The following is a 24153-nucleotide window of genomic DNA, read 5'->3' on the forward strand; positions in this document are numbered from 1 at the left end:
GGTTCCAACTTACAATATGCGCCTTAAATAACCTGATGTGCGGTGTGTCTAAGTTTTTACACGCTCCGTCTACCTCTTAACTAATCATTAAAGTTGAATCATGACCGAATTATCCAAATACAGAAACATTGGTATCTTCGCTCACGTTGACGCGGGTAAAACCACGACCACCGAGCGTATCCTAAAGCTAACCGGTAAGATCCATAAGATCGGTGAAGTTCATGATGGTGAATCTACTACTGACTTCATGGAACAGGAAGCTGAGCGCGGTATTACTATTCAGTCAGCAGCAGTAAGCTGTTTCTGGAATGACCACCGTTTTAACGTTATTGACACTCCTGGTCACGTTGACTTCACTGTTGAAGTTTATCGTTCACTAAAAGTGCTTGATGGCGGTGTTGGTGTATTCTGTGGATCTGGTGGTGTTGAGCCTCAGTCAGAAACTAACTGGCGTTATGCTAACGAATCAGAAGTTGCTCGTATCATCTTCGTAAACAAATTAGACCGTATGGGTGCTGATTTCTTACGTGTTGTTAAGCAAACTAAAGATGTTCTAGCTGCTAACCCACTAGTTATGGTTCTTCCTATTGGTATCGAAGATGAGTTTAGTGGTGTTGTTGACCTACTAACTCGTAAAGCTTGGGTATGGGACGAAACTGGCGAAGCTGAGAACTACAAAATCGAAGACGTTCCAGCTGACATGGTAGACATGGTAGAAGAATACCGTGAAATGCTAATCGAAACTGCTGTAGAGCAAGACGATGACCTAATGGAAGCTTACATGGAAGGCGAAGAGCCATCTATGGAAGAAATCAAGCGTTGTATCCGTCAGGGTACCCGTGATATGTCATTCTTCCCTACATACTGTGGTTCTGCGTTCAAGAACAAAGGTATGCAGCTTCTTCTTGATGCTGTTGTTGACTACCTACCTAACCCAGTTGAAGTTGACCCACAACCTCTTACTGATGAAGAAGGTAACGAAACTGGCGAACACGCTTTAGTTTCAGTTGACGAGCCATTCAAAGCGTTAGCATTCAAAATCATGGATGACCGTTTTGGTGCACTAACCTTCGTACGTATCTACTCTGGTAAGATCAACAAAGGTGACACCATCCTTAACTCGTTTACAGGTAAAACTGAGCGTGTTGGTCGTATGGTTGAAATGCAAGCTGATGAGCGTAACGAATTAGATTCAGCGCAAGCTGGTGACATTATCGCTATCGTTGGTATGAAGAATGTTCAAACTGGTCACACTTTATGTGATGTTAAACATCCTTGTACTCTTGAAGCAATGGTATTCCCAGAGCCAGTTATCTCTATCGCTGTAGCGCCAAAAGATAAAGGCGGCAGTGAGAAAATGGGTATCGCTATCGGTAAAATGATTGCAGAAGATCCATCTTTCCGCGTAGAAACTGACGAAGACTCAGGCGAAACCATCCTTAAAGGTATGGGTGAGCTTCACTTAGACATTAAAGTAGACATCCTTAAGCGTACTTACGGTGTTGACTTAATCGTTGGTGAACCTCAAGTTGCTTACCGTGAAACTATCACTAAGGTTACAGAAGATAGCTACACGCATAAGAAACAGTCTGGTGGTTCTGGTCAGTTTGGTAAAATTGACTATGTTATCCGTCCTGGCGAGCAAAATACTGGCTTTACTTTCAAGTCTTCAGTTGTTGGTGGTAACGTTCCTAAGGAATTCTGGCCTGCAGTTGAGAAGGGCTTTGCTAGCATGATGAATACCGGTACTGTTGCTGGTTTCCCTGTGTTAGACGTTGAACTAGAACTTACAGATGGTGCTTTCCACGCAGTTGATTCGTCAGCTATCGCGTTCGAAATCGCTGCTAAAGGCGCATTCCGTCAATCTATGCCTAAAGCTGGCGCACAACTTCTTGAGCCTATCATGAACGTTGACGTATTCAGCCCAGATGACAACGTTGGTGATGTTATTGGTGACCTTAACCGTCGTCGTGGCATGATTAAAGACCAAATGGCTGGTGTTACTGGCGTTCGTATTAAAGCTGACGTACCGTTATCAGAAATGTTCGGTTACATCGGTTCACTACGTACTATGACATCAGGTCGTGGCCAATTCTCTATGGAATTCGCTCACTACAACCCATGTCCTAACAGTGTTGCTGAAAAAGTAATTGCTGACGTTAAAGAACGTGAAGCTGCTGCTAAGAAGTAATTCTAGCGTTTAAGCTTTAATAAAAACCGCTGCAAGCTAATGCTTACAGCGGTTTTTTTATGCTTTAAATTTGAGGATAAAAAATAAAAATTATTAATAAATATAAAACTAATAGCGCTAGCGCTTGGTTAAATAAGCAGCTAACTTTACTCCTAGGATAACGAATTAAGTATTTAATCGTGTTTAAAAGGAGCTTATATGAAACCGCTTTATCTGCTTGCCGCGGCTTTTTCTGTCGCGGTGTGTTTTAATAGTGTCGCCGCTACTCAATCTAAACCTGCTACTGAACATACTCAAAAAGCCAATGCCGCAGTGCTAAAGGCGCTTCCCTTTAACGACAAGCAAGATTTTGACAATGCTAAACGGGGTTTTATTGCTAAGCCTGATGTGGTGACCATTAAAGATGCCAATGGCAATGTGGTATGGGATTTAGAGCAATACAAAACTTATATTAGTGATGACAAAGCCTCCCCAGATACGGTCAACCCCAGTTTATGGCGTAATAGCCAATTGGTACTTCATCATGGTTTATTTGAAGTGACTGATAATATTTACCAAGTACGTGGATTTGACTTAAGTAACATCACTTTCATTAAAGGCGACAAGGGCTGGATTGTATTTGACCCATTAATCTCCCCTGAAACAGCTAAAGCCTCATTAGACTTAATTAATAAGCATATTGGAGAGCGTCCAGTGGTGGCGATTGTTTATAGTCATAGCCATATTGACCATTATGGCGGTGCAACCGGCTTAGCCACAGCTGAAGATGTCGCCAGCGGTAAAGTGCAGGTGATAGCGCCGGAGCATTTCACTGAGCATGCGGTGTCAGAAAATGTCATTGCCGGTAATGCCATGGGTCGCCGTGCGGTATTTATGTACGGCGCATTACTGCCTAGAAATGCCCAGGGCGGTGTAAATGGCGGTCTAGGTATGACAGTATCGACCGGGCTTGCGGGTTTATTAGTGCCTAATAAGGAAATCAAACAGACGGGGACTAAATTAACCATTGATGGTGTTGAAATGGAGTTTCAGTTAACCCCCGGCACTGAAGCACCAGCTGAGATGAACACTTGGTTTCCACAATATAAAGCCTTGTGGATGGCGGAAAACACGACTAATACCATGCATAACATCTTAACCCTTCGTGGGGCGCAAGTGCGAGATGCGCTGATTTGGGCCAGTTTCCTTGACGAGACTATTAGCCTGTGGGGCCAAGAAGCAAAAGTTAAGTTCCAAAGTCATCATTGGCCTTTATGGGGCAGTGACAACATTATTCCTTATTTCAAAAAGCAGCGTGATATCTACAAATTCACCCATGACCAATCAGTAAGACTGATGAACCAAGGTTACACAGGCGAAGAGATTTCTGAAATGATCACACTGCCACCTGAATTAGAGCAGAACTGGGCTACCAGAGGCTATTACGGTACGCTGAAACATAATAGCCGCGCAGTGTACCAACGTTATATGGGCTGGTATAACGGGAATCCATCTAACCTTGATAATCTGCCGCCAGAAGTGGTTGCTAAAAAGTATATGCAGTACATGGGTGGCGAAGCTGAAGTGGTTAAAAAAGCCAAAAACTCTTTCGCTGATGGTGAATATCGCTGGGTTGCTGAGGTGATGAAACATGCTGTTTTTGCTAACCCTCAATCTACTGAGGCTAAAGAGTTATTGGCCGATGCCTTTGAGCAATTAGGTTATCAAGCTGAGTCAGGGCCTTGGCGTTCAGTATATTTACAAGGTGCTTATGAGCTGCGAAATGGTATTCCGTCGGCAGGGGGAACTCAAACCGCAACACCTGATACTATTCGCGCGATGACACCTGAATTGCTGTTTGATTATTTAGCGGTAAGATTGGATTCTGCCAAAGCGGCGGGTAAACAGTTTGATATCAATATTGATTTCACTGATCTTAAAAAGGGTTACAGCTTAACAGTTGAGAATGCGGTATTACACCACAGCTCAAATCAAGTTGAAGACCCGGATGTCGGCTTAGTTATGAGCATGGAAACCATGAATAGCATCCAGCTAAAAGAGATAACCTTTGATGAGGCCATTAAAAAAGGCGATGTAAAAATTAGTGGCGATGAAAGCTTATTCACTGCGTTTTTAGGCATGCTTGATGAATATAACTTCTGGTTTAATATTGTGACGCCGTAAAGGCTTTAGACTTTGAGCCTTAGCTAATGTTGTCATGTTAGCGACAAACTAAAATGCCACTGAGATCCAGTGGCATTTTTATTTTACATCGATATCAAGCTGGATGTAGAAGCTTAGTTTGTGTGGTAATTCTCAACTAATGCTTCTTTATTATCTGCTTGTGCAACATGGCACTGAACACAAAAATAATATTTATCGTCAAATTTTCCATCGGCTTTTACGTGTGACTTGTCGATTGGCGTGGCTTTCATGCGCGCTGCCTTTTCAGTACTGTGACACGTTAAACAACCATTCTTTTTCATAGTGATAGGATAACTATCTCTATGGGGGATCATAGGTGGTTGATGCACAAATGTTCTTTCAATCGCAGTTCCGCGGCTTGGGTAAGTCGCTTTTGCATCTGCAGGAATGGTGTCAGTAATCTGTACATCACCAGCTAGTGATTTTACATTTACTGGTGCAGCAGTCTCTGCTGCTTGTTGACCTGAGCATGCGCTAAGACTGAGCACTATCGCAGCAAGGCTAAGTAATTTCTTCATGGTTTACACTCCTTCATATCCATTATTTTTTGATTAAATGGATAGAGATAAATAGTGATTCAGTGATGCTAAATTTGTTTTCAGCATCACTGTAAGTCAAATTAGGCTTTAACAATCTTCACTGGACACTTCTTGAAATCTGTTTCTTTCGATAACGGATCAGTAGCATCAAGTAATAATTTGTTGACCAGCTGTCTAGCATCAAAGAATGGCATAAACACCACGCCGACAGGTGGCTTGTTACGGCCTTTAGTTTCAACACGCGTTTTCACTTCACCACGTGGAGAAATCACTTTCACTTCATCACCATTTTTCAGGCCACGACTACTCGCGTCTTTAGGGTGCATGAATACCTGTGCATCAGGGTAAGACTTATGCAGCTCTGGTACACGAGCTGTCATACTTGCTGTATGCCAATGCTCAAGTACGCGACCTGTAGACATCCATAGGTCAAACTCTTCATTTGGCTCTTCAGCAGCGGGCTCAAATGGCAGTGCAAAAATAACCGCGCGTCCATCAGGCTTACCGTAGAAGTTATAACCTTCACCAGCTTTAACGTATGGATCGCTTCCTTCAACGAAACGACGAACCGTTTCGGTACCATTGACTACAGGCCAGCGTTTACCGCGGTTTTCATGATAGTTGTCAAATGCATCTAAATCATGACCGTGTCCACGACCAAATTGAGCATACTCTTCAAATAACCCTTTTTGCAGGTAGAAGCCGAATGCATCGTTTTCATCGTTGTAGTCACCTTTACACTCTGATGACGGGAATTTATCAACGACACCGTTAGCAAATAAGATGTCATATAAGGTTTTTTCTGCATACTCAGGCTTTTTAGCAATTAACTCTGCAGGCCAAACTTCAGAAACTTTGAAGCGCTTAGAGAACTCAACAAGCTGCCATAAGTCAGACTTAGCGCCTTCAGGGGCTTTAACTTGTTGATGCCACATATGAGTACGGCGCTCAGCGTTACCGTAAGCACCTTCTTTTTCTACCCACATCGCAGTAGGAAGAATCAAGTCAGCAGCTGTTGCTGTCACTGTTGGGTATGGGTCTGATACCACAATGAAGTTTTCTGGGTTGCGGAAACCTGGGTAAATTTCATCGTTAATGTTTGGACCTGCTTGCATGTTATTGGTGCACATAGTCCAGTAACAGTTTAGTTTGCCATCTTTCAGCATACGGCTTTGAAGTACAGCATGGTAGCCAGGTTTTGGCGGAATCGTGCCTTCAGGTAGCTGCCATAACTTTTCAGTGATTGCGCGATGTTTAGGGTTTGCTACAACCATGTCTGCAGGCAAACGATGCGAGAAAGTACCCACTTCACGTGCTGTACCACAAGCTGAAGGTTGACCTGTTAATGAGAACGGGCTGTTACCAGGCGTGGCAATTTTACCTGTTAACAAGTGAATGTTATAAAGCATGTTGTTTGCCCACACACCACGAGTATGTTGGTTAATACCCATAGTCCATAAGCTCATGATCTTGATGTTAGGATCAGCATACGCTTTTGCCATTTCGATAAGGTTTTCAACTGGTACGCCACTCATTTCAGATGCGTATTCAGCAGTATAAGTACTGACAAATTTTGCGTATTCTTCAAAAGAGATAGGCTTAGATTTGCCGTTACCTGGGTTTTTCGCTTTCTGCTCTAGAGGATGCTCAGGGCGAAGACCGTAACCGATATCAGTCACACCTTCTGCGAAGTTAGTATGCTTGCTGACGAAGTCTTTATTAACCGCATCGTTTTGGATGATATAATTGGCAATGAAGTTCAAGATAACTAAGTCAGATTGCGGCTTAAATACCATAGGGTTGTCGGCAAGTTCGAAGCTGCGGTTTTCAAATGTCGATAACACATGGACTTTACTGCCTTCATGGCTTAAACGACGGTCAGTTAAGCGTGACCATAGAATAGGGTGCATTTCTGCCATATTGGCGCCCCAAAGCACGAAGTGATCTGCAGCTTCGAAGTCATCATAGCTACCCATTGGCTCATCAATACCAAAGGTACGCATGAATCCACCTACCGCAGATGCCATACAGTGACGGGCATTAGGATCGATGTTGTTGGTAAGGAAGCCCGCTTTGTGTAATTTAGATGCCGCGTAGCCTTCCCAGATAGTCCATTGGCCCGAGCCAAACATACCTACCGATGTAGGGCCTTTTTTGGCAATACTGGCTTTCCACTTGTCAGCCATGGTATCAAGGGCAACATCCCAGCTTACTGGGGTAAATTCACCTTCTTTGTCATACTTGCCATCTTTCATTCTTAATAATGGCGAGGTAAGGCGGTCTTTGCCGTACATAATTTTAGAGAGGAAGTAGCCCTTAACACAGTTAAGACCTTTGTTGACTGGGCTTTCTGGGTCGCCCTGAGTCGCAACAACTTTGCCACCTTTGGTACCCACTAAAACACTACAACCCACACCACAGAAACGACAAGGGGCTTTGTCCCATTTTATTTCTGCAGACTGCTCTTCTGCTTGAACCATTTTTATTGGTAAAGCAAGTCCAACTGCCGAAGCGGCTGCGGTAGCTGCATTGGCTTTTAGAAACTCGCGACGGCTTATGCTCATGGTGTTTCCTCACTCTTAAATGTATGTAGACAGTATTTTTAAAACTATCTTTGTTTTTATTTACCAAGGTTTTTATTAACAAAAAACTTAACTATCATTGAGTCTAAACCGCGCATTTTTCATGGGTATACCCCAGACTGAGTATACGGGCTGTTTATTGCTGTAGATCACACTAGTAAGTGTGATCTAAAGCACATTTTTCAATTTGCTCAATTACTTAATTAGCAAATGTAAATTTAATTCTTACGGATTATTGATAGTTAATGGTAAAAGTATAGGACAGATATATAAAAATCCGTCCTATAGAAGTAGCAGCTTCTATAGGCTTTAAAAAAGCGAGGAAGAGGTAAAGTTAACTTTTAACATCAATGGTGCTAATAGCCCGTTAGCTCCATATATCCATTACCTGAATGACTGCCTGATACGCTGATCGGGCCTTCCCAATAAGAGATTGTCAGTGGCATATCACTGTTGGGGTTGAGTGCTTTAACGGTGACATCAATATCTTCGCTAGTAATGCTAACCTGCCAACTAATTGGATAGCGACCACAGTCAGTTTGTTGCCAGCTAAGCGGGGTAACTTTTATGTCGTTTGGATGTGATTTACTATTAATATTCCTGCCGTTACCGTCGAAAAACATTCTGCGGGCACTTAAAAAGGCCTCACTATTAGTGTTTCTTAGTTGAAATAGCATTAGCGCAGAGCCATCATCTAGGCGAATAGAAAACCAGTCCCAGCCTTGCTGGCTTTTAGTAAGGAATTGCGAGCTCCACTCCCTATCAAGCCAAGCCTTTCCTGTGACTATTTCAGTTTTACCATCACGGTTAATAGAACCTGTTAAATCAATAAAAGGCTGGCTGTAATAGTAAGAAGCAACTTCGCCGTTAGGGCTTTTAATACTGTAGCCGTTATCGCCTTGTAGGTTCATTGGCGCGTTACTGGTTAATGATAATTGGTAGCCAAATTTTTCAGTGTTAACCGTTAATTTTGCCGGAAATAACGCATTTGTTTCACTGCGCCACTGCCAATCATCTAACGCGATGGTGAGAGGGTTAGGACTAACATGGGCCAGTTGTGGATGGGCGCGAGACCATTTCTCTTTGGCTTGATGCGTGGAAGCTGAGGTTAATGCAACGTGTGACATAAACATTTGGTTAGTAGCCCAGTTGTTTGGCGTGGCAGTATCTGCAGCAGACAACGCAATTCTGAATTGAGTCCATTGAAGCCCAAGCTCTTCACCCGCTTCAGTGGTCATGTTGGCTGTTAAATACCACCACTCTTGCCTAAATTTATCATGGCTTAAATGATCTTGCGGGAAATTGAGTTGATGATCTGGCAGTACTTTGGCGTATTGCTCAAGGCTGTCAGCGTCTTGCGTTAATAGGCTGCCCATACTGGCTTTGTTATCTGACTCTGCTGTTGAATTAGGCTGACAACCCATTTGGCTCAGACAAGCTAACAGTAACCATATTGCGATAAAAGCTGACTGTCGTAGCTTTAGCACTGGGTCAATCTGTCGCTTTTTGATGGCGCTGGTTATCGGGGCGTTATACATTATAAAGCCTCTTGCTGAAGGTTATGAATAAGTGATTTACGGGTTTGCCAGTAAAGTGGGATCGCGATGGCAACGGCGCTGGTAGACAGCGCAATTAACACCACTCGGGCATAAGCTTGCCAATCCCATAGCATGGCAATACTCCAACCAAAGGCTTGTAAAGTGACTTTGTTGATCAGTAAGTAACCCAGTACAGCACCTGTTGGCAGCGCCACTAAACAGGTGAGTAATACAATAAACTGCATTTGAATGAACATCATAAAGCGCAAGCGTGCTTTGCTCACCCCAAGGGCATATAGTTTGGCTAGTGGTGCTTGTCTGGCTTGGGTTAGCATTAAGCATGCACTGAATAATCCAATGGCAGCCACCATTAAGGTGAGGCTATTGAGCACCATGGTGATAGAAAAGGTTTGCTTAAACATGGCTATGGCTTGCTGCTTAATTTTGGCTTGGTTATACATTTGCGCTGTTGAAATTAGCTTGCTATTAACGAGTGATTGTTCAAGCTCGTTTATATCGCCATCATAGCTGGCAGCGATACTTTTAGCTTGTTTAGGCAATTGTAATTGTTGCCATAGTGTATTACCAATTACGACCTGACCCTTAGGGTTACCATAATCAAAGAAGATAGCGCCAATGGTCACGGGGTGTTGATTCGTTTTTGCTGACATGATTGGCAATGTAAAGCTATCGCCAATTTGTAACTTGTATTTAATCGCAATGGGCTCACTTATCATCAACTGATTACCCTGAGTAAATTCAGCCCAGAAGTCATCTGATTGCTGTTTTAGCGAACTGACAATCTTAGTTGAATACAAATCGCGACTCACAAGTTCAACGGGCATATTTTGATAACTGCTATTTACTGTCCACTGTGAATATATACCAGTGACCTTAGGCTGCTTCTCTAAGAAAGACGCAATATCAGTGATGTTTTCGCTTGACGGGCGCATGTATAAATCTGCATGAAGGCGGCTTTCAAGCCAGGTTTTTAAGGTGACTTCAAAACTGCCCACTAGGGTATTCATCGAAATGTTCGCGGTTAGCGCCAATAGCATCGCCATCATGGCTAACGATAACGGCCCGATTAACTCTTTGGTTTCTGCCATCATGTATTGCCATAATCCTGCCGGAAAATACTTAGCCAAACTACTACTGACATAATGCAGTGTTAATGGCAGCAATAGTGGGATAGCGACAATAACAATCCCCATCAGTGCGAGGCTAAATTGATATTGCTCAGTAAACGGAAACAGTGCAGCGCAAATGGTTAATGCCACTATCGCGATGGCAAACAACCAGCGTTGGGTGACCAGCAAACTGCTTGCTTGATTATGTTTGGTGCCAGCTCGGGCGAGGGGTTGTTGCGTTAATTGTCGATACAGTGGCAGGCAGGCGAGTAAACCGGCAAACAAGGTTAACACTATGGCTTGGGCAAACCACTGCCATTGCCAGTTGCCGGGCATTAGCCGAGCGCCATAAAGCTGCTCTAGTGTCATGGCGACCATAGGTTGTAGCCAGACGCTGAGTTGCAGCCCCAGAATAAAGCCTAAGCTTGCACCAATGATCACCAGCACAATGAGCTCAGCGACCAGTGCTAGCATCACATTATGCTTATTAATCCCTAATTGCAGTAATTGTACTAATAATTTTTGCCGCTTCATCAAACTGTAGCGCACGCCGTTATAAGCGATAAATAGCCCTACCACAAAAGCCAGCATACTCATGGCGTTAAGGTTTAAGTGAAAACTACGGGTAAGCTCTTGTAGCGCCTGGCCTTGATCTTGTTCTGTAATACTCGCCTGTTGCTGTAATAGATTTTGACTATTGATTTGCTCAATCAGTGGCTCAGCAGGATCAAACAAAGCAATATAAGACAGCTTATTGGGTTGGTCTAATAGGATTTGCGCTAAAGAGATATCAGCGACAATGGCATTACCTAAGCCATAATCATCATCGACACTGATCACTTCGAGCTTGATAGTGTTAGCGGCTTTATCTTGTGGGTTTTGTAAATAAAACCACCCGTCTTTTGCTATGTTATCCGCTAGGGATTGGCTCATTAACAACACATTGCTGCCTGCTAATAGCTTATCCAGTGGAATATTAATGGGCGTTTTGCTGTTGGTATTCGTTTGAGCTTCAGATGAATGGTTTTGTAAGTTAACTGCAGCAAATAAATCGCTGCCTTGAATTTGCCAGCGCCGCCCTTTATCGTCGACTGCAAGGCCATTAATCACAGCTAAAGCATTACAGATCCCGCTTTGACGCAATCGGAAATAGACCTGCTCATTAATGAGTTGTTGCCCTGCGGCTGGGGTGATCAACAAGCTTGCCCGTTGACTTAATAGTTCGGTGGCTTCGCTGTAACTTCTTACTGCATTTTCATTGGTAGACTTGACGCCTATTAGCAAGGTGACTGCGAGGAGGATACCGAGAAGAATGGCACCAGCTTGTAATGGCGAATGGCGGTAGTGGGCAAAGAAGATTTTTAGTGACAACAGCCATTGTTTGACAGTGATGTCTTGAGCCTGATTACTCATGAATATGGCCTTTTTCTAAATGCCACCTGCGTTTCATATAGCCCGCACAGGTTTCACTGTGGGTTACCATTAACACCGTGGTATTTGCAGCCATGGTAAGCTGGCACATTAGCTCCATTACTTGCTGACCTGCAGCTTCATCTAAATTACCGGTTGGCTCGTCTGCTAGTAATAATGCCGGTTTGTGGATTAACGCTCTGGCAATGGCAACGCGTTGCTGCTGACCACCCGATAAGGTTTCAACAGGTCTTGTTAAAATGTCACTAATCCCAAGCTGCGTAATAAGCTCATCGCCCCAATCACTCCACTTTTGATTATTAAGCTGTAATACAAAACGGATATTATCGATAACATTAAGCGGGGTGAGTAAGTTGAATTGTTGGAAGACAATACCAAGTTGGGCGCGCCTAAACTGGCTCCATTGACTATCTTGCCACTGCGCTGCTTGTTGGTTCATGAGTTGTAACTGACCAGAATCAATTTTCTCAAAACCGGCAATGATATTAAGTAGGGTGCTTTTGCCCGTGCCGCTGGGGCCGGTTAGCGCAATGGTATCACCACGATGCAGGGATAAATCGACACAGTTAAGCACCTGATGGAGTCTATCGCCATCGTTAAAGCCTTTGGATACTTGCGATAGTTGGGTGATCACTGCTGTCATTAGCGTCTCTGGTATTACTTGTAATTACATCATCATACGACAAATAAAATTACTTAGATCGACTTTTCATTGAAATAACCCGTTTATATGTTGATTTTGAAATAATAAAAAAGGCTGAAGAATGAGAAGTAACCTCATCCATCAGCCTTTATTTAATGTTACGGTTAGCAGCCTTTGTTGGCTTTAACCCATATAACCGTTTAAGTTAATCTTCTAACGAATAAGGTAGCGGCTTCACCACTAGCTCACTTTGGTTGTCATTTTTTACTCTTAGTTTTGCATCATTTGGCGTATCGTTAGCCAATACTGCGGTTAATAGCACTTGGCCATTAAATTCAACCGCTTCGATAACTTTACCCGCTCGAAGAAAGCCATCTTCTGAGGCAATTTCAATTTGAGTTTCACTGCTGACAGTTTCAGAGGCACTACCGGATAGAATATACAGGGCGCGTTTATTACCACCGCGGTACTTCATTCTGGCAATGGTTTCTTGGCCCATGTAGCAGCCTTTTTCAAAACTAATACCGTTTACCGCCTGTATATTACACATTTGTGGTACAAACTCACTGCTGTGGTTGTCGTCAATATTGGCGTAACCGGCTTGAATTTCTAATGCTTGCCAAGCTTGGTGGCTAGATAGTGGTTGATTTGAAGCTGTGACTAATTGCTGCGCTTTTTCAGCTGATGTAATCACTATGAAGCGCTCAGCATCTTTTAAAATAATAGCGCCTTCAGCGTGAGTAACTTCATGTTCAATCCGTCCAAATTGCTGCTCAATAAACTCTGCAGCCTTCGTACCAGCAAAGCCTAAAATAACTTGCTTAGCAGTGACATCAGTTAATTCCGCTTTACTGAACACCGCATATTTCTGCCATGAGGCCAAACTTAGCGGTAATACTGATGCTGGCATTAAAATAAAAAGGCTTTCAGCAATTGTGTAGGTTCTAAAGCTAGCAATCATCTTACCCTTAGGATCGCAATGGGCGCCCCAGCGCCACTGAGTTTCTGTCAGCGATACGATATCGGTAGTGACTTGGCCGTGAATAAAGGTTTTACCTTGCTCACCGGTCACTTCAATTAAACCTAAGTGGCTTAAGTTTGAAACCAGTAAGTCGGGCGTTGAAGTTAAGTAATCCCAGTTTGGCTGTGTGGTTGCGAGTGTCATAAAATGATCCCTAAGGTGAGCAACAAAGATAAGCTTTGAGTGTAACGGAATTCAGTGAGGCTCAAAAGAAAAAGCTATCTTCAATTAATTGAAGATAGCTTTAATTCACAATTTAACTGCGAGATAAGCCTAAGGTTAAATCGTTCACCGACTTAGCTTGAATTAAAACAATACGCGGGTACGAATAGTACCTTCAATTGCTTTTAACTCGCCCAGCGCTTGTTCGGCTTGGTTTGAATTGACTTCCATGACCACGTAACCAATATCTGCAGTCGTTTGTAGATATTGCGCAGCAATGTTAATGCCTTTTTCTGAAAACGCTTGGTTAATTTTAATCAACACACCTGGACGGTTGTGGTGAACATGCAATAAGCGCGAGGTGCCTTTATGTTGTGGCAATGACACTTCAGGGAAGTTAACCGCAGACACAGTTGAGCCATTATCAGAATATTTAGCCAGCTTACCCGCGACTTCAATACCGATATTTTCTTGAGCTTCAGCAGTACTACCACCAATATGCGGGGTAATAATGACGTTATCTTGTCCACGTAGTGGGCTAATAAATTCGTCATCATTTGACTTAGGCTCAACTGGGAATACATCAATTGCAGCGCCTGCAATATGGCCTGACTTTAGGGCATCAGAAAGCGCATCAATATCAACCACAGTGCCCCGTGATGCATTGATAAAAAAGCTTTTTGAACGCATTTGTTCAAACTCTGTCGCACCAATCATATTTTTAGTTTGCGCAGTTTCTGGTACATGCAAGCTGATAACGTCTGCTTCATTCAATAGTGTTTCCATTGAATGGATTTGGCTGGCATTACCCAGTGGCAACTTGTCTTCAATATCGAAAAATACCACCCGCATACCGAGGGTTTCAGCCAAAATACCCAGCTGAGTACCTATATGGCCGTAACCAATGACCCCTAAGGTTTTACCGCGCACTTCATAGCTACCATTGGCACTTTTTAACCAACCGCCACGGTGGGCAAGGGCGTTACGCTGAGGAATACCGCGCATCAGCATGATGATCTCACCTAACACTAGTTCAGCAACACTGCGAGTGTTTGAGAATGGTGCATTAAAAACGGGTACGCCTAACTTCTCAGCAGCGGCAATATCAACTTGGTTAGTACCAATACAGAAACAGCCAATCGCGACTAGTTTTTCAGCATGGTTCAACACTTCAGCGGTTAATTGGGTGCGCGAGCGCAGGCCGACAAAGTGAGCATCTTTAATTGAGCGCAGCAACTGGTCTTCAGGAAGGGAAGCTTTGTGATATTCAATATTGGTATAACCTGCACGCTTAAGTACATCGACTGCAGTTTGGTGGACGCCCTCCAACAGCAGGATTTTAATCTTATCCTTGTCAAGCGAGTGTTTTGCCATGGTGTGGGTACCCTCTTATCAATAGTTATGCTTATGTTATGCTGACATTAATGCGCAACCAAAATAGCATTATTTATTGCCATTGTAGAGGGCTAGATGGCTAAAGACTGTGATCTTGGTTTAGAACAATATCATCTAAAGGGAATGTATAGTGAATAAGAAAGTTATATGGGTGGTTATTTTTGCTGTCGTGCTCGTTTGGTCGGTGAGTTCACCTAAAGATATGTTTACTTGGTGGTTAGAAGCACTGCCAGCATTAATCGCCTTACCCATCTTATTTTTTACCCGTAATAAATTCCCCCTAACACCCTTAGCTTACTTATTGATTTTGTTACATTGCTGCGTGCTCATGGTCGGAGCTAAATATACCTATGCCGAAGTACCACTGTTTGATTGGTTGGCTGATGTGATGGGTAGCGAACGTAATAATTATGACAAAATCGGCCATCTTGCTCAGGGGTTTATTCCGGTCATACTGGCAAGAGAGGTGATGCTAAGAAATCACGTCTTGCAACCGGGCTATTGGTGTCAGTTTCTATCAGTTTGTTTTGTATTGGCATTTTCTGCTTTTTACGAACTTATTGAGTGGTGGGTTGCAGCTGCAACAGGTGAGAATGCGGAGGCGTTTTTAGGCACTCAAGGCTATGTGTGGGATACACAGTCAGATATGTTTATGGCACTTATAGGTGGTATTAGTGCATTAGTCTTGCTCACAAAGGTACATAATAAGCAGTTAGCATCACTTTAATCAGCTACATTTATAGATCTTGTGACTGTTAAGTTTATTTTTACTTGTTTTATTTTTGGTAACGGCTTGGTTTGCTAGCACTTAATCTATTAATGAGTACTTAAGTATTGCAGAAATACTTTATGGACTAGCTAAAATGCCTTATGGGCTAGTTAAAATGTACTATTATTGCATTATGTTGTTATTATGTTATCAATGTTTCAGGAAGAAACTCGTATAGCCGAGAGATACAGAATACTTTTCAGGGAGAAAAGTGATGAATTCGAATATTGATGAATTAGTCTTCTTACACCAGGTTGCAGCGCCTTGCAACTTGGCTATTTTAGCTGAGTCGATAGGGTTAAAAACCAGGGTAGTGAAACACCCTAGTGAACTTGAAGTAGAACATAATACTAATTGTTTCTATTTGATCGCCCAAAAGGGGGCCGCGCTGGATAGCAAAGGCATTCCGCTGTTGGTATCACGGCTAGTTAATCATGTCCCTGTCGCTTTATATCAAGTTGAACGGGGCTCGTTAGATCAGGAGTCTGCACTATTGTTAGGTGTAAGAGGCTTACTTTATGCCGACCAACGTATGGATTTAATGTTGACCGGGTTACGTAAAATGGTAGCTGATGAGCTTTGGTATGATCGACCGCTAATTAGCAAAATTTTCCGCCGACTAGTACAAAAACTTGATGCTAATACAGAAATCCCCCCAGATACTATCGCAATGCTGCAAATGCTCACTAATCGTGAAAGAACCATTATTCAGCTAGTTTCAAGCGGTGCAAGGAATAAAGAAATAGCCCACAGGCTTTGCATTAGTGAGCACACGGTAAAGGCACATATCTCTTCCATCTTTAGGAAAACCCAATCTCGCAATCGGGTCGAGTTACTGCGTTGGGCACAAACTTATCAAGCCCATTTTGAGTTCGCTTAACTTAGGTTATTTACCCGCTTTAAAATAATTTAGAGATGTTATTAAGCCAGTTGCTAGTTGTAACTGGTTTTTTTGTTTGTTTCGGCAATTATTTCATCGTGTAAAATTAATTTATGAGCTTATGTCATAAAATTGCACAGAATTAGCTTAACGTAATGAAAACAATAAGCTTTGCCAGTGGAGGAGATATTAAAGTAAATATATAGGGAGCAATGTGCTCCCTATATTCAGTAAGAAAATTTTCTATAAATTAATTCTGGTAAATTGCTGCAGAATTAAAGTTTCCGGTTTGGACTACAGTGGCAATATCATTAGTGCCAATTTGCATGCCTGTAACCGTATTATCATTACCAATTTGGGTTACATTTAATGTATTCATAGTACCATCAATTGCAAAGTAACCATCATCTCCACCAACCCAGTTACCGTCGCCTAGCTGAGAAACGGTAATTGAGTGGTCATCACCAAAGGCGACTATATCAGTTAAGTTAAAATCACCTTCTTGGCTGATATCAACAGTCTGATTTGAACCGACATTTGAAATAACGGCTTCGTTATCATTGCCTGTTTGGCTCATATCAACTGTATTGTTATCTCCAACGGTTTCTGAATATGCAAAGTTAAGTTCACCTGAGGAAGTGATAGTGACCTCATTATAGAAGCCATCAGCTACAAAAGCAGTGTAGTTATCTGCACCACTTTGATCTACAGATATAACATTCTCATCACCATAAACAATAAACTCAGTTAAATTGGCATCACCAGTTTGTACGACTTCAATATCGTTAAGCGAGCCATTTAAAATAGCAATATTAGCGCCGCCCACTTGGTTACCAAAACCATCTTGACTAATAGTAACGTCATTATCGTCTCCAAAAGAAAACTCTATTGTTGCGCCGTTATTAATGCCAGTTTGGTCGATAGTAATATCATTTAAAGAGCCTGATAAGCTTGCTACTACAGCAGTGTTATCATCGCCTGTTTGGCTAAAATCGAATGTATTATTATCACCAAATACACCTAAAGCAGCACCAAAGTTGTTATCACCAAGTTGGTTTACAAATAGTTCATTACCATCGCCAGCATTTAGGCTGCCTGAATCGGAAACGATACCTGCTTGGTTATTTACACCATCTTGCATTATGGTTGCACTATTACTATTACCTTCAACAGCGAATACCGCTAAGTTAATCGCACCGTACTGGGTTACTTCTGCAGCGTTTTCATTACCAATAACTTCGATGATACTTTCGTTTTGAGCTCCATCTTGAATAACATCAGCAGTGTTACTATTACCCGTTAGCGATACGTCACTAGTGTTATAAAAGTCAGCCTGCTGAATAGTAACTTGGTTTTGGTCACCTATGATGCCAACGTTTGAAATATGCCAATCATCAACCTGGTTAGTAATGACAGAGTTTCCATTACCTTCAGAGCTAATATAAGATTCTTGCCAGTCCCCTTGCTGGGTTACCTCGGCAAACTGTAAATCACCAATTTGTGTCACGGTTGAAATATGACGCGTGCCAGTTTGGCTTACTGTGGCATCCTGCTCCATGCCCGTTTGAGTTACTGTTGCGTTAGTATTCGAAGCGAATGCCGATTTCTCTGCAGCTGTCACCTCTGGTAATGAAAGTCCTGCTGCTGAAACGGGTAATGCTAAGCTTGCTGCAATAGCAAGTGATACTAACGATAATTTCTTTTGCGATTTCATTCTACGCTCCCTGTTTAAATATAGATTTATCTGATTATTAGAAAATAATCGTTTGATAAAGTATTTCGCTTCCTAGTTAACTCATTGTGTCGCCAAAGTGCATAATTTAGCTTTAGGTAACTGAGTACTAATATGCGATCAAGAAGTAACTTCAGCGTGAACTTTTAAAGATCTAACAGTATTTGAAGCACTATAAACCCTCAATAAACACCAATAACTTAAGAGCAGGGTTTGCTTTTAAGTTTATGATTATTAACCCTAAAACTGTTTGGTTTTAGGTTGGTAGAATTTCAAATGATTCTGCTGATGCAGCGCGTTACAAGATTAACTTACGGTGCCCATTGATTTTTCTCAATCGTATAAAAGGTTAGTTTTTTTAGGGGGTTAAGATTAAACCTTTAGTGCTACAAAGGTTTAAGTTACTGAATATCATGCTTATATTTGGCTATTTTCGCTTACCACTAATATTGACTAGTCGAATAAGCCTAGTAGTTACTTACTAATTAAAGTTTCAGTCCTTTTATTGTTATACAGCTTGTGGCAACAATTTGATGGCAACAACAAATTCCGGGTTTCACTTCGTGGAAAATCAACTCGCTTTTAAAAATAGCTAATGGAAAAGCTACAGGTGCTGCATTACCGGTTCCGGGAATTATTAATGGAAGATAGGAAGCCACATCATGATTAACAAAATGTCCCCAATTGCATTAGCAGTAACATCTCTATTTGCGTTAAACGCAAGCCCTGTTATTGCTCAAGAAAGTGTAAAGTATAAAAAAGATGAAATTCTCGTTGTTTATAAAGAAAATGTGTCAATCTTTGAACGGTTGTCAGCGCAAAATCTAGTCGCAGGAACAGTCACAGATAAAAATGCTGATGGTATAGATGATAAGTTTAAATACCTATTATCTGGACGATTGGCTAAGTTATCACTTAAAAGCGGTAGTAATGTTGAAAGTGCAATTAAGTTAATTAGTAAGCATCCAGCAGTAAAATATGCCGAACCTAATTATACTTATACGGCAATTGGTATGCCAGACGATCCAAATTTCGTGGAGTTATGGGGCTTAAATAATACCGGTCAAACTGGTGGTGTTTCTGGTGCTGATATCGATGCCGTTACCGCTTGGGACACTACTACAGGTAGTGAAAATGTGGTTATTGGCGTAATTGATACTGGTGTTGATTATAATCATCCAGATCTAGTTGCAAACCTTTGGGTTAACCCTAATGAAATACCCGGAAATGGTATTGATGATGATAACAATGGTGTCATTGATGATGTTAACGGCTTTAACGCTATTACCGGAACTGGTGATCCAATGGATGGCAATGGTCATGGTACCCATGTCTCAGGAACTATTGGCGCACAAGGTAATGATGGCGTAGGTGTTGTTGGGGTTAACTGGGATGTCACTATCATTGGTTGTAAATTTTTAAGTGATAGTGGAACAGGCTCTACAGAAGCTGCGATAGCTTGTATTGATTATTTCACTAATTTAAAAGTGAACCATGGTGTTGATGTTAAAGCGACCAATAATTCTTGGGGCGGCGGCGGATTTAGCCAAGCATTAAAAGATTCTATTGAATCGGCTGGTGATGAAGGAATTTTATTTGTTGCAGCAGCAGGTAATAGCGCTGTTGATAATGATGCAAATCCACACTATCCATCAAGTTATGACTCTGATGTTGTTTTGTCGATTGCCAGTACCGATCACAATGACGATATGTCTAGTTTTTCTCAATGGGGATTAACAAGTGTCGATATGGGCGCGCCTGGTTCTGCGATTTTATCAACCCTTCCTGGAAATAGTTATGGTACCTATTCAGGTACTTCAATGGCTACACCACATATCACCGGCGCTGCAGCACTTGTGTGGTCAATAGCACCTGATATTGCCCCTGTCACTATGAAGCAGTTACTAATGGATTCTGGTGATGCTAATGCAGCATTGACTGGCCTAACAGTGGCTGGAACACGTTTAAATGTCGCAAACGCACTGGCAGATGCAGATCCAGATCCATCATTTGCGTTAAGTGTCACGCCATCTTCACAATCAGTTGAAGCTGGCAGTGCCGTTAGTTATGACTTTAGTCTGGGCAGTATTGCTGGTTGGGATGATCAAGTCGCGCTGTCATTTGATGTATCACCAGCATTAGAAGGCATTAGTCTTTCTGCTAACACTGCAGTAGTCGGTGACAGTTTTACGCTTGATGTTGCGACGCTTGAGTCTGCTATTTGGGGAGATTATGTCATTACCGTTCATGCTGATGACGGCATCACTTCGAAAAGTAAAGCTGTTAGCCTAGAAGTCTATCCTGCGGGATTGAATGATTTTGGTTATAGCAATGATACTCCTGTGGATATTTCGGATAATACTACTATCACCAGCACCATTGAAATCGGGGATGAATTACAAATCTTTGGCCTTGATGTGAATGTTGATATTACCCATACATGGATAGGAGATTTAGTCGTAACACTAACATCACCAAATGGCACAGAAGCTATGTTGCACAATCAAACTGGTGGCAGTGCTGATGATATTGTACAGACATGGGCAACTGAGCAATTCAATGGTGAAATAGCATTGGGTACTTGGACATTAACGGTTAGTGATTTAGCGGGTGGAGATACTGGCTCATTAAATCATTGGGGCTTACTTTTATCGGCTCTGGGGGATGCGAGTCCTACAGCACCAGTGGCAGGCTTTGAATATGCTATTGATGGCTTAACGGTTGATTTTACCGACTTAAGTTCAGACGTTAATGATGACATTGTTAGCTATGAATGGAGCTTTGGTGACGGTTCTACCTCTTCAGATATGAATCCTACATACGCTTATGCGGCAGGTGGAATTTACTCTGTGACATTGGTGGTAACAGACAGTGAAGGTTTAACTGATACAACTGCTATGGATATCGAAGTATTTGATTACAGCATAGACGCTGCAGTTACACGTACTATGGTTTCACGTCGTGGTAGTGCGGCGGTGGACTTATCATGGAGCGGTGCAAACGGTGAAAGTGTTAATATTTACCGTGATGATGTAATGGTATCAACAACGTCGAATGATGGCCGTTACCGAGATCGTTTCACTAATGCACCAGCAGAGGTGACTTATAAAATCTGTGAAACAGACACAACATTATGTTCAGACCCAATCGTAGCTATTTTTTAGTAGTGTTAACCTAAAAAATTAAAACGAAGTTTAAAAAGGGATGGCAGCTGCCATCCCTTTTTTATGGAAATCCTTTAAAGTTAAATAGCTTGGCAGTAGACTGAATTAATTACGAATTACTGGAAGTTGATAAATGAGTATTTGGTTTAGAGAAGTCACCCTTGAAGATTGCGCTAAAATGGATAGTGGGCTCCATGGGAAGGGCACATTAATGAAAACCCTTGGTATTAAAATCACTGAAATTGGCGCAGATTATATGGTGGCGACTATGCCAGCTAATCCCTCAGTACATAACCCTTTAGGCATAGTTCATGGCGGCGCTAATGTGGCACTGGCCGAAACCGTTGCCAGTTATGCGGCTAACTTTGTGGTCGACTTTAAGCATTTTTATTGTGTTGGCCAAGAAATTAATGCCAATCACTTAAAAGCGTCACGAAATGGTGAGTTAATTGCGACGGCAAGAGCAGTGCATATCGGTAAACGTAGCTCGGTATGGGAAGTGCTAATCAATAATTCTGCAGGTGAGTTATGTTGTATTTCTCGGATGACTGCGGCTGTAGTAGCTAGAAAAGTCAGCGCTTAATAGGCAATTATTAACTACACTGAATAAAGTCAAACCCCTTAAAAGGAATCATAAATGGAAGCTGCAACAGTATGGGAATGGGTGGGTTATTTAGCCTCTGCCGTGGTGGCTATTTCATTGATGATGGCTAATATAAAAAAATTACGCTGGTGGAACCTTATTGGTGCAGCGCTTTTTGTCGCTTATGGTTTGGCGATAGGTGCCATCCCAGTGGCATTAGTGAATTTTTTTATTGTATTGATTGATATTTATTATTTAATAAAACTGTATAAAGAACCTGAAACTAGATCAGAATAAACCCTTTAAGTTTGTCGTTTTATCTACGTATATAGTTGCCTTCTAGTTGCACAGGTAATCAGCTTGTAAACTATTGATGCAATATTTACACTTAATTTGGTGTGAGATCAGTAATGACTCAATTGTATTTAAATATCATTAAATGGTGAGGCGAATGCTTCGCCATTTTTTTTGCTAGTGAATCGTAAAAATAGATTGTAGCAATTCATCTTAATCGTTTTAACTTTATTTTCGCTGCGGTTATTATGATTTCAATGAAACGCAGCCAGGAGAAATATCGTGGCGACAGTATTTGATTTAATTGAGCAGTGGCTAGATGCCGCAAATCAGGAGTAACAAATGGATAATAGCAATTACTTAACTAGCCAAAATGGTGCCCCAATAGCTGATGACCAAAATTCATTATCAGCAGGTGAGCGTGGTCCATTATTATTACAAGATTGGCACTTAATTGAAAAATTAGCCCACTTTAACCGTGAGCGTATTCCTGAGCGAGTAGTACATGCAAAAGGTACCGGTGTTTATGGTACTTTTACCTTAACTAAAGACCTAAGTGATTTCACCTTGGCTGATCACTTTAATGGTGTGGGCAAGCAAACTGAGACCTTCATTCGCTTCTCAACTGTTGGCGGCGAGATGGGTAGCGCCGATGCAGAGCGTGATCCTCGTGGTTTTGGTTTACGTTTTTATACTGCCCGCGGTAATCATGACATTGTGGGGAATAACACTCCGACATTCTTCTTACGTGACGGCATTAAATTCCCTGACTTTATTCATACCCAAAAGCGTAACCCGCAGACTAATTTGAAAGATCCGCAAGCAATGTGGGATTTCTGGTCATTAAACCCAGAAGCCATGCATCAAGTGACTATTTTAATGTCAGATCGCGGTATCCCAGCTAATTACCGTCAAATGCACGGCTATGGTTCACATACTTTCTCATTATGGAATGCCAAAGGTGAGCGTTACTGGGTGAAGTTCCACTTTAAATCACAGCAAGGTGTGGTGAACTTAACCGCAGAGCAAGCTGATATTTTAAAAGGTATTGATCCGGACTCGTCACAACGTGACATGGTGGCGGCTATCGCCGATGGTAATTTCCCTAAGTGGGCTGTAAAAGTGCAGATAATGCCTGAAGCAGACGCCAATGATTATGCAATAAACCCATTCGATTTAACCAAAGTATGGCCACATGCAGATTATCCATTAATTGAAATTGGCGAACTTGAGTTAAATCGTATGCCAGACAACTACTTTGCTGAAGTTGAGCAAGTTGCATTAGCACCAAGTAACTTGGTTCCTGGTGTCGGCGCTTCACCTGATAAAATGTTGCAAGCACGCTTGTTCTCTTATGCAGATGCTCAGCGTTATCGTATTGGAACTAATTACAACCAATTACCGGTAAATTGTCCTCATGCCGCTAAAGCTAACCATCATCAACGTGCAGGGGCTATGGCAGGGACACAATGCCCATATAACGGCAGTCAAACAGGTGCAGATTCAAGTGCCAATTACGGCCCAAGCACTGCTCCGGCAGCACTTCAAGAGCCGTCTCAATTTATTGAGCCGCCACTAAGACTTGATGGCGAGGCTGCAAGATATAGCCGTTATGACCAAGATGACTATACTCAGGCGGGTAATTTGTACCGCATCTTTAGTGAAGAAGAAAAGCAGCGTTTAGTTGAAACCATTGCTGGTACATTGAGCCAAGCAAGTGAAGATGTGCAATTGAGAATGGTTGAGCATTTCTTAAAAGCTGATAGCGATTATGGTCAACGCATCAAAACACTTTTGGAAGCATAATGGTCGCTAATTTGATTGTTAAGGTATTAGATAGAGGGTGTAACAGATTCTGTGTAACTGCAATTTAGTTAATATGCTTCACAATTCTGTCTTCGAACTCAATAATAAA

16 protein-coding genes are annotated in these 24153 nt (G+C 42.0%); 8 read left to right on the forward strand and 8 right to left on the reverse strand.

Features of this window, described 5'->3' with window-relative positions; translation table 11 throughout:
• Positions 1 to 100 precede the first annotated feature (100 nt).
• Together fusA and Q4533_RS14980 are read left to right on the forward strand one after the other, a co-directional pair.
• On the forward strand, positions 101 to 2191 hold the full coding sequence (fusA, locus tag Q4533_RS14975) for an elongation factor G (protein WP_102436739.1): 2091 nt from the start codon (positions 101 to 103) through the stop codon (positions 2189 to 2191).
• 198 nt (positions 2192 to 2389) lie between these two features.
• Positions 2390 to 4354, forward strand: coding sequence for an alkyl/aryl-sulfatase (locus Q4533_RS14980; protein ID WP_102475339.1), 1965 nt, complete (start codon positions 2390 to 2392; stop codon positions 4352 to 4354).
• A gap of 113 nt (positions 4355 to 4467) precedes the next feature.
• On the opposite strand, the gene Q4533_RS14985 is transcribed toward Q4533_RS14980, so the two are convergent.
• The 7 genes from Q4533_RS14985 to serA all read right to left on the reverse strand — a co-directional run bounded on the left by Q4533_RS14985 (position 4468) and on the right by serA (position 14795).
• Entirely contained in the window at positions 4468 to 4893 is a 426-nt protein-coding gene (locus Q4533_RS14985; protein WP_102436743.1) for a nitrate reductase cytochrome c-type subunit, read from the reverse strand.
• A gap of 101 nt (positions 4894 to 4994) precedes the next feature.
• Positions 4995 to 7478 (reverse strand): nitrate reductase catalytic subunit NapA, encoded by a 2484-nt coding sequence (gene napA, locus Q4533_RS14990; protein ID WP_102436745.1) that lies wholly within the window; start codon positions 7476 to 7478, stop codon positions 4995 to 4997.
• A 374-nt stretch (positions 7479 to 7852) separates the two neighbouring features.
• Complete coding sequence (locus Q4533_RS14995; protein WP_303503108.1) at positions 7853 to 8920, reverse strand: lipocalin-like domain-containing protein; 1068 nt, start codon at positions 8918 to 8920, stop codon at positions 7853 to 7855.
• Positions 8921 to 9033: 113 nt separating this feature from the next.
• Complete coding sequence (locus Q4533_RS15000; RefSeq protein WP_303503103.1) at positions 9034 to 11577, reverse strand: ABC transporter permease; 2544 nt, start codon at positions 11575 to 11577, stop codon at positions 9034 to 9036.
• Positions 11570 to 12238 (reverse strand): ABC transporter ATP-binding protein, encoded by a 669-nt coding sequence (locus tag Q4533_RS15005; protein ID WP_102436749.1) that lies wholly within the window; start codon positions 12236 to 12238, stop codon positions 11570 to 11572. Before Q4533_RS15005 ends, Q4533_RS15000 begins: the two co-directional genes overlap by 8 nt.
• A 205-nt stretch (positions 12239 to 12443) precedes the next feature.
• Positions 12444 to 13403 (reverse strand): tRNA-modifying protein YgfZ, encoded by a 960-nt coding sequence (gene ygfZ, locus Q4533_RS15010; protein WP_102475336.1) that lies wholly within the window; start codon positions 13401 to 13403, stop codon positions 12444 to 12446.
• Positions 13404 to 13565: 162 nt separating this feature from the next.
• The gene (serA, locus tag Q4533_RS15015) at positions 13566 to 14795 is read right to left on the reverse strand and encodes a phosphoglycerate dehydrogenase (RefSeq protein ID WP_102436753.1); all 1230 of its coding nucleotides are present in this window, start codon (positions 14793 to 14795) and stop codon (positions 13566 to 13568) included.
• 151 nt (positions 14796 to 14946) lie between these two features.
• Between serA and Q4533_RS15020 the strand changes: the two genes are divergently transcribed.
• On the forward strand, positions 14947 to 15543 hold the full coding sequence (locus Q4533_RS15020; protein ID WP_102436755.1) for a DUF2238 domain-containing protein: 597 nt from the start codon (positions 14947 to 14949) through the stop codon (positions 15541 to 15543).
• Between the two features lie 256 nt (positions 15544 to 15799).
• Positions 15800 to 16465, forward strand: a complete 666-nt coding sequence (locus Q4533_RS15025; protein WP_102436757.1) for a response regulator transcription factor — start codon at positions 15800 to 15802, stop codon at positions 16463 to 16465.
• A 250-nt stretch (positions 16466 to 16715) separates the two neighbouring features.
• Here the strand turns inward: Q4533_RS15025 and Q4533_RS15030 are convergent, their stop codons facing one another.
• On the reverse strand, positions 16716 to 18179 hold the full coding sequence (locus tag Q4533_RS15030; protein WP_102519417.1) for a curlin: 1464 nt from the start codon (positions 18177 to 18179) through the stop codon (positions 16716 to 16718).
• 680 nt (positions 18180 to 18859) lie between these two features.
• Between Q4533_RS15030 and Q4533_RS15035 the strand changes: the two genes are divergently transcribed.
• The 4 genes from Q4533_RS15035 (at position 18860) to katB (ending at position 24044) form a co-directional block, all read left to right on the forward strand.
• Positions 18860 to 21361 (forward strand): S8 family serine peptidase, encoded by a 2502-nt coding sequence (locus Q4533_RS15035; RefSeq protein WP_303503105.1) that lies wholly within the window; start codon positions 18860 to 18862, stop codon positions 21359 to 21361.
• A gap of 133 nt (positions 21362 to 21494) precedes the next feature.
• Positions 21495 to 21944, forward strand: a complete 450-nt coding sequence (locus tag Q4533_RS15040) for a PaaI family thioesterase (RefSeq protein ID WP_102436759.1) — start codon at positions 21495 to 21497, stop codon at positions 21942 to 21944.
• Between the two features lie 54 nt (positions 21945 to 21998).
• On the forward strand, positions 21999 to 22241 hold the full coding sequence (locus tag Q4533_RS15045; protein ID WP_102436761.1) for a YgjV family protein: 243 nt from the start codon (positions 21999 to 22001) through the stop codon (positions 22239 to 22241).
• A gap of 339 nt (positions 22242 to 22580) precedes the next feature.
• On the forward strand, positions 22581 to 24044 hold the full coding sequence (gene katB / locus Q4533_RS15050) for a catalase KatB (protein ID WP_303503106.1): 1464 nt from the start codon (positions 22581 to 22583) through the stop codon (positions 24042 to 24044).
• Positions 24045 to 24153 lie beyond the last annotated feature (109 nt).

It is taken from the genome of Shewanella sp. 6_MG-2023, assembly GCF_030547195.1.
Taxonomy (GTDB): domain Bacteria; phylum Pseudomonadota; class Gammaproteobacteria; order Enterobacterales; family Shewanellaceae; genus Shewanella.

What these genes read in the sequence shown, in the direction of transcription:
- fusA (WP_102436739.1), top strand. Translation starts at nt 101, where the DNA reads ATGACCGAATTATCCAAATACAGAAACATTGGTATCTTCGCTCACGTT.
- Q4533_RS14980 (WP_102475339.1), top strand. Translation starts at nt 2,390, where the DNA reads ATGAAACCGCTTTATCTGCTTGCCGCGGCTTTTTCTGTCGCGGTGTGT.
- Q4533_RS14985 (WP_102436743.1), bottom strand. Translation starts at nt 4,893, where the DNA reads ATGAAGAAATTACTTAGCCTTGCTGCGATAGTGCTCAGTCTTAGCGCA.
- napA (WP_102436745.1), bottom strand. Translation starts at nt 7,478, where the DNA reads ATGAGCATAAGCCGTCGCGAGTTTCTAAAAGCCAATGCAGCTACCGCA.
- Q4533_RS14995 (WP_303503108.1), bottom strand. Translation starts at nt 8,920, where the DNA reads ATGGGTTGTCAGCCTAATTCAACAGCAGAGTCAGATAACAAAGCCAGT.
- Q4533_RS15000 (WP_303503103.1), bottom strand. Translation starts at nt 11,577, where the DNA reads ATGAGTAATCAGGCTCAAGACATCACTGTCAAACAATGGCTGTTGTCA.
- Q4533_RS15005 (WP_102436749.1), bottom strand. Translation starts at nt 12,238, where the DNA reads ATGACAGCAGTGATCACCCAACTATCGCAAGTATCCAAAGGCTTTAAC.
- ygfZ (WP_102475336.1), bottom strand. Translation starts at nt 13,403, where the DNA reads ATGACACTCGCAACCACACAGCCAAACTGGGATTACTTAACTTCAACG.
- serA (WP_102436753.1), bottom strand. Translation starts at nt 14,795, where the DNA reads ATGGCAAAACACTCGCTTGACAAGGATAAGATTAAAATCCTGCTGTTG.
- Q4533_RS15025 (WP_102436757.1), top strand. Translation starts at nt 15,800, where the DNA reads ATGAATTCGAATATTGATGAATTAGTCTTCTTACACCAGGTTGCAGCG.
- Q4533_RS15030 (WP_102519417.1), bottom strand. Translation starts at nt 18,179, where the DNA reads ATGAAATCGCAAAAGAAATTATCGTTAGTATCACTTGCTATTGCAGCA.
- Q4533_RS15035 (WP_303503105.1), top strand. Translation starts at nt 18,860, where the DNA reads ATGATTAACAAAATGTCCCCAATTGCATTAGCAGTAACATCTCTATTT.
- Q4533_RS15040 (WP_102436759.1), top strand. Translation starts at nt 21,495, where the DNA reads ATGAGTATTTGGTTTAGAGAAGTCACCCTTGAAGATTGCGCTAAAATG.
- Q4533_RS15045 (WP_102436761.1), top strand. Translation starts at nt 21,999, where the DNA reads ATGGAAGCTGCAACAGTATGGGAATGGGTGGGTTATTTAGCCTCTGCC.
- katB (WP_303503106.1), top strand. Translation starts at nt 22,581, where the DNA reads ATGGATAATAGCAATTACTTAACTAGCCAAAATGGTGCCCCAATAGCT.